We start from the raw sequence: 13,025 nt of genomic DNA on the forward strand, positions 1-13,025 counted from the left end.
GCGCTGCTCCAGGAACCAGTCGTGCTCGCCATGGGGGTCGTCGTCGCGGGCATCGTCGTCGGGCTCTTCGTCGGAAAGTTGAACAAGCGGCTGATGCGGGCAGCGGGCGTCCCAGACATGGTCGAGGGCACGCCGTTCGAGTCAAGTGCCCGCAGCCTGGGTACGTCGACCGTCGACATCGTCGCGAGATTGAGTTCGTGGTTCATCTACGGTATCGCGGCGCTTGCAGCCGTCCACGTCGCGAACCTCATCCGGACCGACCAGTTCTGGCTGAGTATCGTCTGGTTCGTCCCGGACCTGTTCATCGCCATCTTCGTCCTCATCGTCGGGTTCGTCGCGGCCGACAAGGCGGAGTTGTTGACGAGCGAACGCCTGCGCGGCGTCAAACTCCCCGAGGTGAATCTACTGCCACGGCTCGTGAAGTACAGCGTCATCTACATCGCGTTCCTCATCGCGCTGAGTCAGGTCGGCGTCGACATGCTCGCCCTGGTCGTCCTGCTCGCAGCGTACCTGTTCGCGCTCGTCTTCCTCGGCGGGTTGGCGTTCCGGGACCTCCTGCGAGCCAGTGCTGCCGGGATGTACCTGCTGTTGAACCAGCCCTACGGCATCGGCGACCAGGTCGAGGTCGGCGACAAACGGGGCGTCGTCCAGGAGGTCGACCTGTTCGTGACCCAGATAGAAGCGGAGGGCACGGAGTACATCGTGCCGAACAATCGCGTGTTCGAGAACGGTGTCGTCAAGGTCCGCGACTAGGTTTCGACTCCGTCTCGTCCCGTCTCAGCGCTCGGAGTCGCGCATCGCCCAGTCGCTCATCGGCCGGGCCGGGACGCCGGCAACGGTCTCGCCGGCAGGGACGTCTTCGGTGACCAGTGAGTTCGCGGCGACCTGTGCTCCCTCACCGATCTCGACGCCGGGAAGGACGATTGCACCTGCCCCGATCATCGCCCGGTCGCCGACGACCACGTCGCCGACGCGGTACTCGTCCTGCAGGAACTCGTGACACAGCAGGGTCGAGTCGTAGCCGACGATGACGTGGTCACCGAGGGTGATGTGCTCGGGCCAGAACACGTCGGGCGTGGCTTCGAGCCCCCACGAGACACCCTCACCGACGGTGACACCCAGGAGGCCGAGGAGCCAGTTCTTCAGCCGCAGCGACGGCGACGTGCGAATCAGCCAGACGACGACGTAGTTGAACGCTACCCGGAGCGGTGACCTGGCGTCGGGCCAGTGCTGGAGGGAGTTCAACGGGCCGGGCGTCGAATACGCGGTCACGCGGTCGTGACGGGACTCGTCGTCGCTCACGGGGTGGGTTTCGGCGGCCGTGGGCATGAACACCACGGTCCGGGTGTCCGGTTCGGGTCGGGTCGCGTTTGGCCATGGCCAGCGAGACGTTGATTCCAACACGGGGCCTACCTCTCCCATGACAGACTCGTCCAGACTCGTCGGGGAGGTCGTCGAGGCGCTCGTCGAAACCGTGACCGACTGGCCCCACGTCCGGCAGGAGGAACACCGCTACGGCGGAACCGCGTTCCTCGTCGGCTCTCGGGAGATCGGCCACGTCCACGCGTCGGGAATGCTCGACATCCCGTACCTGAAGGCCCTCCGGGACCGGCTCGTCGAGGCGGGCGAGACGGGCGTCCATCACCTGCTCACGAACTCGGGCTGGACGACGTACCAGATTCAGTCACCCGGTGACTTCGAGCACGCGCGCTGGCTCGTGCGGCTCTCGTACCTGTACCACGTCCGGGTGCTCCAGCAACGCGGCGAACACGAGTACGACGACGTGGACGTCGACGCGGAGCTGGCGGCGCTCGGCGTGAGCGAGGAGATTCGGGCGGCGTTCGAGCGGCGGGACAGCAGGCAGGCGGCCTGAGTTCCCTTCCCTATTCGCCGCGGAGCTGTTTCACGTGGTCGATGCGGCGCTGGACGAGGTCGGCTTTCCCGATGTCGTGGCGGACGTGAAGGCCGTCCTCACCAGCCACGGCGAGTGCATCCTCGGCCTGTTCTTCGGCCTCGGCGATGGTGTCGGCGACGCCGACGACCGCGAAGGCACGCGAGGTGGTCGTGTAGATGCCGTCGTCGCGCTCGTCGACGGAGGCGTAGTAGAGCAGGGCATCGCCCGCACTGTCCTCGTCGACCGTAATCTTCGTGCCGGCCTCCGGGTTCGTCGGGTAGCCGGCGGGGGTGGCGTACTTGCAGACGGTCGCCTTGCTGGCAAAGTCGAGTTCGGGGAGCGGTTCCCCGTCGCGGGCGGCGGTGAGAATCTCGTAGAAGTCCGTCTCGAGGACCGGCAGCGTGTTCATCGCCTCCGGGTCGCCGAAGCGGGCGTTGAACTCCACGACCTTCACGCCCTCGGCGGTCAGCATGAACTGGCCGTAGAGGATGCCGCGGTAGTCGTCGAGGTTCTCGACGGTCGCACGGAGGATGTTGAGGGCCTCGACGCTGTCTGCCTCGGTCATGAACGGGAGCTGGAAGCTCGCGTCGGTGTAGCTGCCCATGCCGCCCGTGTTCGGCCCCTCGTCGCCCTCGTAGGCGCGCTTGTGGTCCTGGACGGCGGGTGTGATGAGCACGTCGTTTTGGGCCACGATGGCCTGGATGGTGAACTCCTCGCCGACGAGGCGCTCTTCGAGGACGACTTTCTCGTAGTCGGACTCCTGGAGGTACGCCTTGGCCTCTTCCCTGGTTATCTGGTCGCCGGTGACGCGGACGCCCTTGCCGCCGGTCAGGCCGGCGGGCTTGACGGCGAGGTCACCGTCGTACTCGTCGATGTACTCACAGGCAGCGTCCATGTCGGTGAAGACGGCGTAGTCCGGACAGCCCGGCACGTCGTGTTCGGCCATGAACTCGCGCTGGAACGACTTGTCCACCTCGATGCGGGCGTCGGCCTGCTTCGGCCCGAAGGCGTACACGCCGGCGTCTTCGAGCGCGTCGACGACGCCCTCTGCGAGGGGTTTCTCCGGCCCGATGACGGCCAGTGTCGCGCCGACCTCCTCGGCGTAGGCGACGACAGCCTCGGGGTCGGCCGTATCCAGTGTCTCGAAGCCCGCGGCGATACGGGCGATGCCGGGGTTTCGGTTCCCTGCGCAGGCGTACAGCTCGAACTCGTCTCGGTCGGGTGACTCGTCGAGCGCCCGGGCGATGGCGTGCTCGCGCCCGCCGCCACCGACGAGCAAGAGGGTATCGGACATACGCGATAGCGGTACGCACGAGAGTGTAAAGGTTGCCCTTCCCGCAGGTGGAAGTATGCACGAACATGGCTACCAGGCGGGTGCACACGGACTGGCAGTCCCACGAGGTCGTCAACAGATGGCGTACGTCGACTCGAGCACTCCGTCCTCGGTGATGTAGATGATGGCTTCTCCGAAGCAGGCACTTGATTCGATGGTGACCGAGGTCTGCTGGTCGCCCATCGTCGCCTCGATGGTGAACGATTCGATGCCGTCGGGAGCCGCTTGCTGCAGGTTGTATATCTCTCTGTAGGCGCCCGGTTCGACCTCGTGGGTCTCGTCGTGGACGACCTCACCGGACTCCCGCGTGACTGTCACCGAGAGTGTGTGGGTGTCGGTGTGGCTGTTGTCGACCTCGACCGAATGGTCGGGGTCCGGTTCGTTGATTGACTGGTCTGTGGCCCCACACCCCGACAGGACGGTCGCGCCGACTGCTGTCGTAGCCCCGAGGAACGCTCGTCTGTTCATGAGGGCAGTATGCCAACGGGCGGAATATGTTTTCTGAATGGCAATACGGTTCTTTCAGCTTGCAGAGTGGACTGCCGCGCCCGCCCTGAGTCGGTATACGTGACCGAGAAGCCGCATCGCCCGCCGGAGTCGCACGCTTTTACCCGCCCTCGGTCCAAGGGACAGCCATGAGCGACCCCACCGCGCGAAACCGGCTCGACGAGGAGGCATCGCCGTACCTCCGACAGCACGCGGACAACCCCGTCAACTGGCAACCGTGGGACGAGGCCGCCCTCTCGAAAGCCCGCGAGGAAGACAAGCCCATCTTCCTCTCGGTCGGCTACTCGGCCTGTCACTGGTGTCACGTCATGGAGGACGAGAGCTTCGAGGACGACGACGTGGCCGAGGTGCTGAACGAACACTTCGTCCCCATCAAGGTCGACCGCGAGGAGCGCCCGGACCTCGACTCTATCTACCAGACCGTCTGCCAGGCCGTCACCGGCCGCGGCGGCTGGCCGCTCTCGGTGTGGCTCACGCCCGAGGGCAAACCGTTCTACGTCGGGACGTACTTCCCGCGCGAGGCCAGGCGCAACATGCCCGGCTTCCTGAGCCTGCTGGAGAACGTCGCCGAGTCCTGGCAGGACCCCGAGCAACGAAAGGAGATGGCGAACCGGGCCGACCAGTGGACGCGGGTGGCCAAAGACCAGCTCGAAGACGTCGAATCACCGGGCGAGGACGCTCCCGGCGAGGACGTACTCTCGGACGCTGCGACCTCGCTGATGCGCAGCGTCGACCGGGAGTACGGCGGCTTCGGCAATTCGGGCCCGAAGTTCCCGCAGGAGGCCCGCCTGCACGTCCTGTTGCGCTCGTACGACCGGTCAGGCCGTGACGGCTTCCGCGAGGTCGTCGCCCAGAACCTCGACGCGATGGGCGACGGCGGCCTGTACGACCACGTCGGCGGCGGCTTCCACCGCTACTGCACCGACCGCGACTGGACGGTGCCTCACTTCGAGAAGATGCTGTACGACAACGCGGAGTTGTCCCGCATCTTCCTCGCGGGCTACCAGGTGACGGGTGAGGAGACGTACAGAGACCGCGTCGAGGAGACCCTCGACTTCGTCACCCGCGAACTCCAGCATCCCGAGGGAGGGTTCTTCTCGACGCTCGACGCCCAGTCCGCGAACGACGAGGGTGAACAGGAGGAGGGCGCGTTCTACGTCTGGACGCCCGAGCAGGTTCAGGAAGTGCTGGACGACGAGGATGCAGAGCTGTTCTGCGAACGCTACGGCGTCACGAGCAAGGGGAACTTCGAGAACGGTCAGACCGTGTTGACCATCTCGGCCAGCATCGAGGACCTTGCCGAGGAACACGACCTCTCCGAGGGCGAGGTCGAGGCGCGACTCGTCGACGCGAAGCAGGCCATCTTCGCGGCTCGCGAGGAGCGCCCGCGCCCCCGCCGCGACGAGAAGGTCCTCGCGGGGTGGAACGGCCTGATGATTTCGGCGTTCGCCGAGGCCGCCATCGTGCTCGATGAGGGCTACGCCGGGCCCGCCGAGCAGGCCCTCTCGTTCGTCCGCGAGCACCTCTGGGACGCGGATGCAGGGCGGCTCACGCGCCGGTTCGCCCAACGCGACGTGAAAGGCGAGGGCTACCTCGAAGACTACGCCTTCCTCGCCCGCGGCGCGTTCGACCTGTACCAGGCGACCGGCGACCACCACTCCCTGCAATTCGCGCTCGACCTCGCACGGACCATCGAGCGCGAGTTCTGGGACAGCGACGAGGAAACCGTCTTCTTCACGCCCGCAGGTGGTGAGGAACTCGTCGCCCGCCCGCAGGAACTGCGCGACCAGTCGACGCCCTCCTCGCTCGGCGTCACCCTCGACGTGCTCCTCTCGCTGTCACACTTCAGCCCGGACGACGAGTTCGAGGCGGTCGTCGAGTCGGTGCTGGCGACCCACGGCGGCCGTATCGAGTCCAGCCCGCTGGAGTACCCATCGCTGGTGCTGGCGGCAGACCGGTGGCAGACCGGTGACCTCGAACTGACCGTTGCATCTGCCGAACTGCCCGACGACTGGCGGACCGCCATCGGCGACTCCTACCTCCCGTCGCGGGTGCTCGCCCTGCGGCCACCGACCGCGGACGGGCTAGACGCGTGGCTCGCCGACCTCGACTTCGACACCGCGCCGCCAATCTGGGCCGACCGCGACGCGACCGACGGCGAACCGACAGTGTACGCCTGCCGGGACTTCTCGTGTTCGCCGCCGACGCACGACATCGCGGCGGCGCTCGATTGGCTTGCCGAAGACGACTGATTACAGTCCCATCCACTCCGACCGGGGGAACGTTTTCGGTGTCGCTCCACCGACACTCGGACATGCAAAGCGGAGACGACGCCGACACGCCCCAGATGAACGCCCCTGCGGCCCTGGTGGAACTGGCGAGAGAGACGCTCGCGAAGTCCTACGACGTGGACCGCCACCGGACGGCCTGTGCCCTGCGGACGACCAGCGGTGCGGTTCACACCGGAATCCACCTCGACACGACGATCGGGAGCGCGAGCATCCACGCCGAGGCAGCCGCCATCGCCGCAGCGTGCGAGGACGCGCCTGCTGACGACGCGCTCGCGGTCGACTGTATCGCGGCCGTCTCGTACGTCCCCGAGTCACGCGATGCAGCCGTCGCTCGCGAAGATATCCTCGATGGCGCAGCCGTCATCCCGCCGTGTGGCTCGTGTCGGGAACTCGTCTCCGACTACGGCCCGGACGCCGACGTGGTCGTGTCGGCGTCACCGACCGTGGAGACACGTCCCATCGCCGACCTGCTTCCGGATGCTCCGTGGTTCGGCGCGTGGGAGTGACGAGAAGCGTGCTCGTTCAGACGTACTGTTCCAACTCGTCGGCCAGCCACACCGCGATGGGCCGGTCTTCCTCCTCGACGAACCGGGCGAGTTCCTCGCCCGAATCCGAATCCTCGACGACGACCGTCGGGATGTACTCGATGCCGTACTCTTCGACGCCGGGACCGACCTTCGAGCCGTCGTCTTCCTTCTCGACAGGGTAGTGTTCCACGTTCTCGACCTCTGCGTTGGCGAGCGCTGCCCCGAAGTCGGGGAGCTGGCTGCGGCAGTCCTTGCACCAGTCACCGCCCCACACCTTCACGACGATGTCGTCGGCGAGGGCGCGCCACACGTCGAGGCTGTCCTCGTAGCCTGCGCCGTCCCACGTCGGGGTCGGGCGCATCGTCTCGAGTTCCATGCGAATCGATTCGCCACCGAGCAGTAAAAATGAGGCGTTAGTCACATTCCGTCGCGGCCGACACGGAACCCGGGGCAGCCGGGTGGTCTTCTGGCGCGAGTTCGTCCACGAGCGGGTACGCGCCGGTCTGGCGGCGGACGATACCGGCGACCATCCGACTGCGCTCGCTGTACTCGTGGGCGAGGTCGAGCGCCTCGGTCGCGTCCGCATCGGTCGCCACGGGGACGTGCCAGACGCTGGTGCCCGCGGGCCCGATGTCGAGGACGAGGTACGCCTGCGGGAACGAGCAGATGGCGGGGGCGACGAGTTCACGGACGCCAGCCGTCTCGGCAACTGCGGGGACGTGGAGGTGCCCCGAGAGGTACAGCGGTGCGCCACCGGTTGCGAGCACGTCGGCGAACGGCCCGGGGTCGCGCATGGGGAACGACCCGCGCCAGGAGTGGCCGCCGGTCGCGTCGAGGAGCCCCGGCAGGTTGTGGTGGCCGACCACGAGTGGAGCCTCGTGCCTGGGTAACTCGTCGGCCAGCCAGTCGCGCTGGTCGGGCGAGACGGTCCCCTCGTGTGTGTCGTCGAGGGAGCCGTCGGGTGTGTGGGCGGTGTTCAGCCCGAGGACGGACACGCCGCCCGCGTCGACGTGGAAAGGGAACCCGCCGGGCGTGTACTCGCGCTCGAACCGTGAGAGCGGTGGGACGTCGTGGTCGTCGAACGTCTTCGGCACGTCGTGGTTGCCCGGTACCGCCACGAAGTCGTGGTCGAGGTCGCCGAGGATTCTGCTCACGAGTTCGAAGTCACAGAGCGCCCCGTTCTCCGTGAGGTCGCCCGAGAACACGACGAGGTCGAGGTCGTGGTCGTTCAGGTCCGCGACGGCGCGCCGAAGCAGTGTCTCTGTCCGGTGGAACACCTTCCAGCCGCCGACCTCGCGCGTCGAGAGGTGCACGTCGGAGACGACGGCGATGCTCGTCGGGTCGGTCGTGTTCGGTTCGGAAAAGCGTGCGAGCAGTGATGGGCCGTCTGCCCGGAGCGGGACGTCTTCGAACGTCTGTCTGGCGGCGAACTCCGCCGGCCCCGGGCCGTCGCCCGTGAGCCAGTCGGTCGCCGCGGCGGCCGCGAAGCCCGGATTCCGGCCGTCTACCGTCGATGTCCAATCGTCGGCGTCCATCAGTCGAGTGTGACTAGGTGCGACGAAGCATAACGATACCGCGAGATTGTTTATCACGATTCGACCCCACTTTCCAGTAGCCTTGCAGTCCGCTCGCCCTCGCATCGGTATCTCGTACTGGCGCGACCGCGGGAACCCGCGAAAGCGCCGGGCGTTCGAATCGCTCGCCGACCACGCCGAGGTGGTCTGGCTGGACCCGGAGCGCGACCATCACGACCTCGACGCGCTGGACCTCGACCTCTTCCACGCCGCGAAACGACGACCGGAATCGCTCGCGGACCTGGACCGCGCGGCCACCGCCGGCGTCGAGACGGTCAACCCGCCGATAGCCGTCGCGGTGACGAGCGACCGTGTCGCCCGTCACGAGGCGCTCGTCCACGCCGGTGTCCCGGTCCCCCGTGCCGAGTTCGGCCCTGCCTCGGCCGTCTCGCTCACACCACCGGTTCTCGTGAAGCGGCGCGAAGAAGGGGTCCTGCGGAGCCACGACCACCGGTTCGTCGCGACCGGTCCCGTGACCTACGGCGGGGAGCGACTGGTCGAAGCCTACGTCCCCCACTGCGCCAGCGTGAAGGTACACGTCCTCGGCGAGACCGTCCGGGCGGTCCGTGAGTCGTCCGCCGGACAGGACCCCGTCCCGCTCGCGGCTGGACTGGAACCCATCGTACGACGTGTCCGGCACCTGTTCGGCCTCCGGGTGTTCGAACTCGACGCGGTCCGACTCGGGTCCGCGAACACCGGGCTGGACGAGGCGGTGGTGCAGCCGACCGGTGACCCCACCGACGACTGGGTCGTCGTCGACGTGAACCCGGTCGTCAGCCTCGCGGGTGTCCCGGACGCAGTCTCGGTGTACCACGACTTCCTCGCGACCCTCGTGGGCGTCGAACTGCCGGTCTAGGCCGGTCCCAGCGGATACCAGAATCCGGACCGTCGAAGGCGGGGGCACGTCCTGCCGGTGTCCACGGGTGGTTTATCCGTGGCTCTACTAGAACGACGCATGTATCAGAGCATTCTGGACGCCATCGGTTCTCCACTCGTCCAGGTCTCCTCCCCGCCGGGGGTCACGATCGCCGCGAAGGTCGAATCGTTCAATCCGGGCGGGTCGGCCAAGGACCGGCCGGCTCGCGAGATGGTCCGCGCGGCCGAGCAGGCCGGCGACCTCCAGCCTGGTGACCGACTCGTCGAACCGACGAGCGGGAACACCGGCATCGGGCTCTGTATGGTCGCAGCCGCGAAGGGGTACGACATCACCATCGTCATGCCCGACGACATGTCGAAAGAGCGCCGCGAAATCATGGAAGCCTACGGCGCGGACATCGAACTCGTCACGGGCGACATGACCACCGCGAAGGACAGGGCGGACGAGATAGAACAGGAGGAGGGCGCGGTCCAGCTCCGACAGTTCGAGAACCCGGCGAACCCGCGGGCGCACTACCGGACGACCGCCGAGGAGATTCTCGAACAGGTGGGTGACCGCGAGATAGACGCCTTCGTCGCGGGCGTCGGGACCGGTGGAACCTTCTCGGGCAACACGAAGCGCCTGAAAGAGGAGTTCCCCGACATGACGGCGGTCGCGGTCGAACCGGCGACGAACGCCGTCCTCTCGACGGGCGAGGCAGGGAAGGACGACTTCCAGGGGATGGGCCCCGGCTTCGTCAGCGACAATCTCGACACCTCGCTCATCGACGAGATAGAGACGGTCGAACTGGAGGAGGCAGAGGCCGAGTGTCGCCGGCTCGCCCGCGAGGAGGGCATCCTCGTCGGCCAGTCCTCCGGCGCGATGAGCGTCGTCGCGAACCGGGTCGCCGAACGTCTCGCGGAACCGGAGGCGGAGTGCCCGCCGGGGCCTGCGGAACTCCGCGAGGAAGGAGACGCAGCACTCGAAGCCGACGGCGGCGACTACGACGACTGCCCGCTCGTCGTCACCGTCTTCTGGGACTCCGGTGAGCGCTACATGTCGCTCGGGCTGTTCGACTGACGGCGAGACACGGCTTCGGTCGGATTGTCAGTTCTCTTCGACGTCCAGCCCCGTCCCGGTCCGCAGGAATTCCACCAGTGAGGTGTTGAACCGGAGCGGTCGTTCGCGGGGCACCCAGTGACCGCAGTCCTCGAAGACGACGAGTTCCGAGTCCTCGATGCGGTCGTGTGCCCGCCGGGCCCAGTGGACCGGGAACAGCGGGTCGCCCTCGCCGTGGACGAGCAGGACCGGCAGGTCGAGTTCGTCGAGGCGGGTCGCGTAGTTGGTCTTCACGCGACCGCCGGGGCCGATCTCGTTTCGCTGGAAGGCGGCGAACGCCCGTCCGGCACCGACCTCGCTGGCGCGTTCGTGGACGTCCGAGACGAAGGTCTCCGAGACCGCGTTTGGGTCGTGGACGACGTTGCCCAGCCCGAGCGAGGTCGCGGCCTTCGAGGTACCCATCATGGACCAGCCTGCCTCGTTCGCACCGGGAACGTGCGCGAGTGTGTACCAGAGTGGGCCGGCCGGGACGGTCGCACCGAGGCCGTAGCTGTCGACGAGCGCGAGGCGGTCGACGCGGTCGGCGTGTTCGAGCGTGTAGCCCAGGGCGGCGGCCCCGCCCATCGAGATGCCCGCGAGCGAGACGGTGTCGAGCGCGAGCGCGTCGAGGAACCCGTCGAGCACGTCGACGTAACTCGTGATCGATGGTTCTGGGTGCGGGTCGCTCTCGCCGTAGCCCGGCCAGTCCAGCGCGTACACCTGGTGACCGGCGTCGGCGAGCGTGTCGATAGTGAGTTTCCAGGAGAGTTCCGCGTCGTCGACGCCGCCACCGTGGAGCAGGACGACGGGCGGTCCCTCGACGCCAGCCCTGCGGTAGTGGATTCGTCGGCCGTCCACCCGCGCGAACCCGTGTCCGCCGGTCATGCGCCGAACTCCTCCGCGCTGACGCGAACGACGACCGTCTCGTCCACGTCGGGTCGCAGGTCGTACTCGGGGAGTCCGTCGTCGGTCCGCTGGACGAACAGGGGTTCGACCAGCGTCGGAGGGGCGTCTTCGTTCTCGATGACACCGTACATCTTGCAGTATCGCCCGGTCTCCGAGGGCTTGACTTCGTCGTTTCTGACCTGCGTCGCCAGGTCGCGCGAGAGCCACTCCTCCTCGGCGATAGAGGGTTCCCGCACCAGCACGTCGTCGACGAATCGGACGAGGTACCAGTTGAGGTCGTTGCACAGCGAGACGGCCGCCCCGACGCTCACCGTCCGGCAGGCCATGGCGTTCTCGAACGGTTCCCAGAGGTCGTACGTCGAGAGGGCCTCGCGGGCCGTCTCACGCGAGAGGAGCTCGTACCGGAGGACGGAGTCGTCCGAGCCGATGAGACAGACGTCGGTCACTGGCGGCCATTGGACGGCGGGGGGTTTGTGGATTTCGCTCAGAACGCGATTCTGTCGGCCCGTTCGACCGCCTCGCGGGCGCGGTCGCGCATGTCGTCCGGTTCGGCCGCCTCGACCGATGGGAGCGACCCCCGTGTTTCGGGCTGGTTCGGGACCATGCGGTTGCAGCCCGCCGGGATGGTCGAGTCGCGGAAGGTGCCGATAGCGCGGGCCTGTTCGACGATGTCGGCCTTGTCCCACGTCAGGAGCGGCCGGTGGACGGGGAGGTCGATGGCCTGCGAGGTGACCGCGAAGTTCTGGCCGGTCTGGCTGGACTTCTGGCCCAGCGCCTCGCCCGTGACGACACCTGCGGCCTCGGCCTCACCGGCGACGGCCTCGCCGACCATGTAGAGGAACCGTCGGAACACGAGCATCCGGCCGGTGTCGACGCGCTCCACCAGTTTCGTGACCACGTCCCCCGCCGGTACCTTCCACACGGTGAACTCGAAGTTCGGCGCGAAAGAGGCCAGTCGCCGGACCGTCTCGACGGCTCGCGCCTCGTGGTCCGGCCCACCGTAGTCCCCCAGGTCGACGTACACCGGAATCACCGGACTGCCTCGGCGCATGAGTTCGTAGGCTGCCACGGGCGAGTCGATGCCGCCGCTGACGAGTGCGACCATGGGTGCCTGCGTGCCGAGCGGGAGCCCGCCCGGCCCTTCGACGTGGTCGAGGAAGACGAACGTCTCGTCGCCGCGAATCTCGACGTGGAACGTCAGGTCGGGGTCGTCGAGGTCGACCTCGGGGGCGAAGTCGTCCTCGACGGCTTCCCAGATGGCCTGCCCGCCCCAGCGCTGGGCGTCCTCGCTGTCGAAGGGCAGTGACTTCTCGGCGCGTCGAGCGTTCACCGCGAACGTCCCGCCCGTGTAGTGTTCCCGGGCGGTCTCCGCGAGTGCGTCGGTGATGGCCTCGCGCTCGGACGGGACCGACAGGGCCGGACTCGCGGAGACCACGCCGAACGCCTTCGCGGCGGCCTCGGTGGCGGCTTCGATGTCCGCCTCGCCGGTCCTGACGAGGATGCGGGACCAGGGCCGTTCGACGGTTCCTTCGACCCCGGCGTCCGCCAACAGCGCCTCGACGTTCTCGACGAGTCGGCGCTCCATGCGTCGCTGGACGCCCGTGCTCTTCACGTTGAGGTCGCCGTGGCGTACGACGACCGTCCCGGCCCCCGGTGGATGCATGGACGCGGGTACCGTGTCGAGGTATAAACGCCCGTCGGAGCGCCATCGTGGTCGCCGGGAGTTCGCATCTCGTGGCTGTCAGGTGGGCAAACTGGTGATGCAGCATGGATACTAACGTTCCACTAACCGATGAGCGAGAGGGACCCGATTCAGCAGCTGTCGCGGCCACCACGTCACCGCGGTACCTCCCACGGAACGACCACGGCGAAGGTGCTCCTCGTCGAGCGTGCGAGAGAAACGGAGAAAACGCAGTCTGGCGTGGTGATACTCGCCGGCCAGTCAGGGACGACCGCGACGGTCCGGTGTCGAGTCGCCCCGGCCGACGCCGAGGGGTCGACGGTCGCCGTCCTCGCGTACCGCGAATAGGCCGGTCGCG

General features: G+C 67.5%; 15 protein-coding genes. 7 read left to right on the forward strand and 8 right to left on the reverse strand.

Annotated elements, in window-relative coordinates; genetic code table 11:
• Positions 1–30: 30 nt before the first annotated feature.
• The gene (locus ACSC1R_RS15110) at positions 31–753 is read left to right on the forward strand and encodes a mechanosensitive ion channel domain-containing protein (protein WP_439028731.1); all 723 of its coding nucleotides are present in this window, start codon (positions 31–33) and stop codon (positions 751–753) included.
• A 24-nt stretch (positions 754–777) separates the two neighbouring features.
• On the opposite strand, the gene ACSC1R_RS15115 is transcribed toward ACSC1R_RS15110, so the two are convergent.
• A complete protein-coding gene (locus tag ACSC1R_RS15115) occupies positions 778–1,329 on the reverse strand; it encodes an acyltransferase (protein WP_439026550.1) in 552 nt (183 codons plus the stop codon).
• Between the two features lie 91 nt (positions 1,330–1,420).
• Between ACSC1R_RS15115 and ACSC1R_RS15120 the strand changes: the two genes are divergently transcribed.
• Positions 1,421–1,873, forward strand: a complete 453-nt coding sequence (locus tag ACSC1R_RS15120; RefSeq protein WP_439026551.1) for a luciferase domain-containing protein — start codon at positions 1,421–1,423, stop codon at positions 1,871–1,873.
• 10 nt (positions 1,874–1,883) lie between these two features.
• On the opposite strand, the gene purD is transcribed toward ACSC1R_RS15120, so the two are convergent.
• Both purD and ACSC1R_RS15130 read right to left on the reverse strand, forming a co-directional pair.
• Positions 1,884–3,188 carry a phosphoribosylamine--glycine ligase gene (gene purD / locus ACSC1R_RS15125; protein ID WP_439026552.1) on the reverse strand — a complete coding sequence of 435 codons (1,305 nt, stop codon included), beginning with the start codon at positions 3,186–3,188 and terminating at the stop codon, positions 1,884–1,886.
• 111 nt (positions 3,189–3,299) lie between these two features.
• Positions 3,300–3,695 carry a hypothetical protein gene (locus tag ACSC1R_RS15130; RefSeq protein ID WP_439026553.1) on the reverse strand — a complete coding sequence of 132 codons (396 nt, stop codon included), beginning with the start codon at positions 3,693–3,695 and terminating at the stop codon, positions 3,300–3,302.
• Positions 3,696–3,862: 167 nt separating this feature from the next.
• Here ACSC1R_RS15130 and ACSC1R_RS15135 point away from each other — a divergent pair, with 167 nt between their 5' ends.
• Both ACSC1R_RS15135 and ACSC1R_RS15140 read left to right on the forward strand, forming a co-directional pair.
• Positions 3,863–5,986 (forward strand): thioredoxin domain-containing protein, encoded by a 2,124-nt coding sequence (locus tag ACSC1R_RS15135; protein ID WP_439026554.1) that lies wholly within the window; start codon positions 3,863–3,865, stop codon positions 5,984–5,986.
• A 62-nt stretch (positions 5,987–6,048) separates the two neighbouring features.
• Positions 6,049–6,531, forward strand: a complete 483-nt coding sequence (locus ACSC1R_RS15140) for a hypothetical protein (RefSeq protein ID WP_439026555.1) — start codon at positions 6,049–6,051, stop codon at positions 6,529–6,531.
• A gap of 16 nt (positions 6,532–6,547) precedes the next feature.
• Here ACSC1R_RS15140 and ACSC1R_RS15145 read toward each other — a convergent pair whose 3' ends face one another.
• On the reverse strand, positions 6,548–6,928 hold the full coding sequence (locus ACSC1R_RS15145; RefSeq protein ID WP_439026556.1) for a TlpA family protein disulfide reductase: 381 nt from the start codon (positions 6,926–6,928) through the stop codon (positions 6,548–6,550).
• 37 nt (positions 6,929–6,965) lie between these two features.
• Complete coding sequence (locus tag ACSC1R_RS15150) at positions 6,966–8,087, reverse strand: metallophosphoesterase family protein (protein ID WP_439026557.1); 1,122 nt, start codon at positions 8,085–8,087, stop codon at positions 6,966–6,968.
• An 82-nt stretch (positions 8,088–8,169) separates the two neighbouring features.
• Here ACSC1R_RS15150 and ACSC1R_RS15155 point away from each other — a divergent pair, with 82 nt between their 5' ends.
• Both ACSC1R_RS15155 and ACSC1R_RS15160 read left to right on the forward strand, forming a co-directional pair.
• Positions 8,170–8,982: a hypothetical protein gene (locus ACSC1R_RS15155; protein WP_439026558.1), complete on the forward strand. Its 813-nt coding sequence runs from the start codon at positions 8,170–8,172 to the stop codon at positions 8,980–8,982.
• Positions 8,983–9,081: 99 nt separating this feature from the next.
• Positions 9,082–10,062 (forward strand): PLP-dependent cysteine synthase family protein, encoded by a 981-nt coding sequence (locus ACSC1R_RS15160; RefSeq protein WP_439026559.1) that lies wholly within the window; start codon positions 9,082–9,084, stop codon positions 10,060–10,062.
• 27 nt (positions 10,063–10,089) lie between these two features.
• On the opposite strand, the gene ACSC1R_RS15165 is transcribed toward ACSC1R_RS15160, so the two are convergent.
• Genes ACSC1R_RS15165 through ACSC1R_RS15175 form a run of 3 tightly spaced genes read right to left on the reverse strand, consistent with a single transcriptional unit; the run spans position 10,090 to position 12,649 of the window.
• On the reverse strand, positions 10,090–10,965 hold the full coding sequence (locus ACSC1R_RS15165) for an alpha/beta fold hydrolase (protein ID WP_439026560.1): 876 nt from the start codon (positions 10,963–10,965) through the stop codon (positions 10,090–10,092).
• The gene (locus ACSC1R_RS15170; protein WP_439026561.1) at positions 10,962–11,432 is read right to left on the reverse strand and encodes a DUF5804 family protein; all 471 of its coding nucleotides are present in this window, start codon (positions 11,430–11,432) and stop codon (positions 10,962–10,964) included. The genes ACSC1R_RS15165 and ACSC1R_RS15170 overlap by 4 nt, the downstream gene beginning before the upstream one ends.
• Before the next feature lie 38 nt (positions 11,433–11,470).
• Positions 11,471–12,649 carry a tRNA sulfurtransferase gene (locus ACSC1R_RS15175; protein ID WP_439026562.1) on the reverse strand — a complete coding sequence of 393 codons (1,179 nt, stop codon included), beginning with the start codon at positions 12,647–12,649 and terminating at the stop codon, positions 11,471–11,473.
• A gap of 129 nt (positions 12,650–12,778) precedes the next feature.
• Between ACSC1R_RS15175 and ACSC1R_RS15180 the strand changes: the two genes are divergently transcribed.
• Positions 12,779–13,015, forward strand: a complete 237-nt coding sequence (locus ACSC1R_RS15180; RefSeq protein WP_439026563.1) for a hypothetical protein — start codon at positions 12,779–12,781, stop codon at positions 13,013–13,015.
• The last annotated feature ends 10 nt before the right edge of the window (positions 13,016–13,025 follow it).

Source organism: Haloarchaeobius ordinarius (assembly GCF_051801355.1).
GTDB lineage: Archaea > Halobacteriota > Halobacteria > Halobacteriales > Natrialbaceae > Haloarchaeobius.

Excerpts from the sequence above, each read along its gene's own strand:
- ACSC1R_RS15135 (WP_439026554.1), top strand. The coding sequence starts at position 3,863 with ATGAGCGACCCCACCGCGCGAAACCGGCTCGACGAGGAGGCATCGCCG.
- ACSC1R_RS15130 (WP_439026553.1), bottom strand. The coding sequence starts at position 3,695 with ATGAACAGACGAGCGTTCCTCGGGGCTACGACAGCAGTCGGCGCGACC.
- ACSC1R_RS15165 (WP_439026560.1), bottom strand. The coding sequence starts at position 10,965 with ATGACCGGCGGACACGGGTTCGCGCGGGTGGACGGCCGACGAATCCAC.
- ACSC1R_RS15120 (WP_439026551.1), top strand. The coding sequence starts at position 1,421 with ATGACAGACTCGTCCAGACTCGTCGGGGAGGTCGTCGAGGCGCTCGTC.
- purD (WP_439026552.1), bottom strand. The coding sequence starts at position 3,188 with ATGTCCGATACCCTCTTGCTCGTCGGTGGCGGCGGGCGCGAGCACGCC.
- ACSC1R_RS15115 (WP_439026550.1), bottom strand. The coding sequence starts at position 1,329 with ATGCCCACGGCCGCCGAAACCCACCCCGTGAGCGACGACGAGTCCCGT.
- ACSC1R_RS15150 (WP_439026557.1), bottom strand. The coding sequence starts at position 8,087 with ATGGACGCCGACGATTGGACATCGACGGTAGACGGCCGGAATCCGGGC.
- ACSC1R_RS15140 (WP_439026555.1), top strand. The coding sequence starts at position 6,049 with ATGCAAAGCGGAGACGACGCCGACACGCCCCAGATGAACGCCCCTGCG.
- ACSC1R_RS15175 (WP_439026562.1), bottom strand. The coding sequence starts at position 12,649 with ATGCATCCACCGGGGGCCGGGACGGTCGTCGTACGCCACGGCGACCTC.
- ACSC1R_RS15160 (WP_439026559.1), top strand. The coding sequence starts at position 9,082 with ATGTATCAGAGCATTCTGGACGCCATCGGTTCTCCACTCGTCCAGGTC.
- ACSC1R_RS15145 (WP_439026556.1), bottom strand. The coding sequence starts at position 6,928 with ATGGAACTCGAGACGATGCGCCCGACCCCGACGTGGGACGGCGCAGGC.
- ACSC1R_RS15180 (WP_439026563.1), top strand. The coding sequence starts at position 12,779 with ATGAGCGAGAGGGACCCGATTCAGCAGCTGTCGCGGCCACCACGTCAC.
- ACSC1R_RS15110 (WP_439028731.1), top strand. The coding sequence starts at position 31 with ATGGGGGTCGTCGTCGCGGGCATCGTCGTCGGGCTCTTCGTCGGAAAG.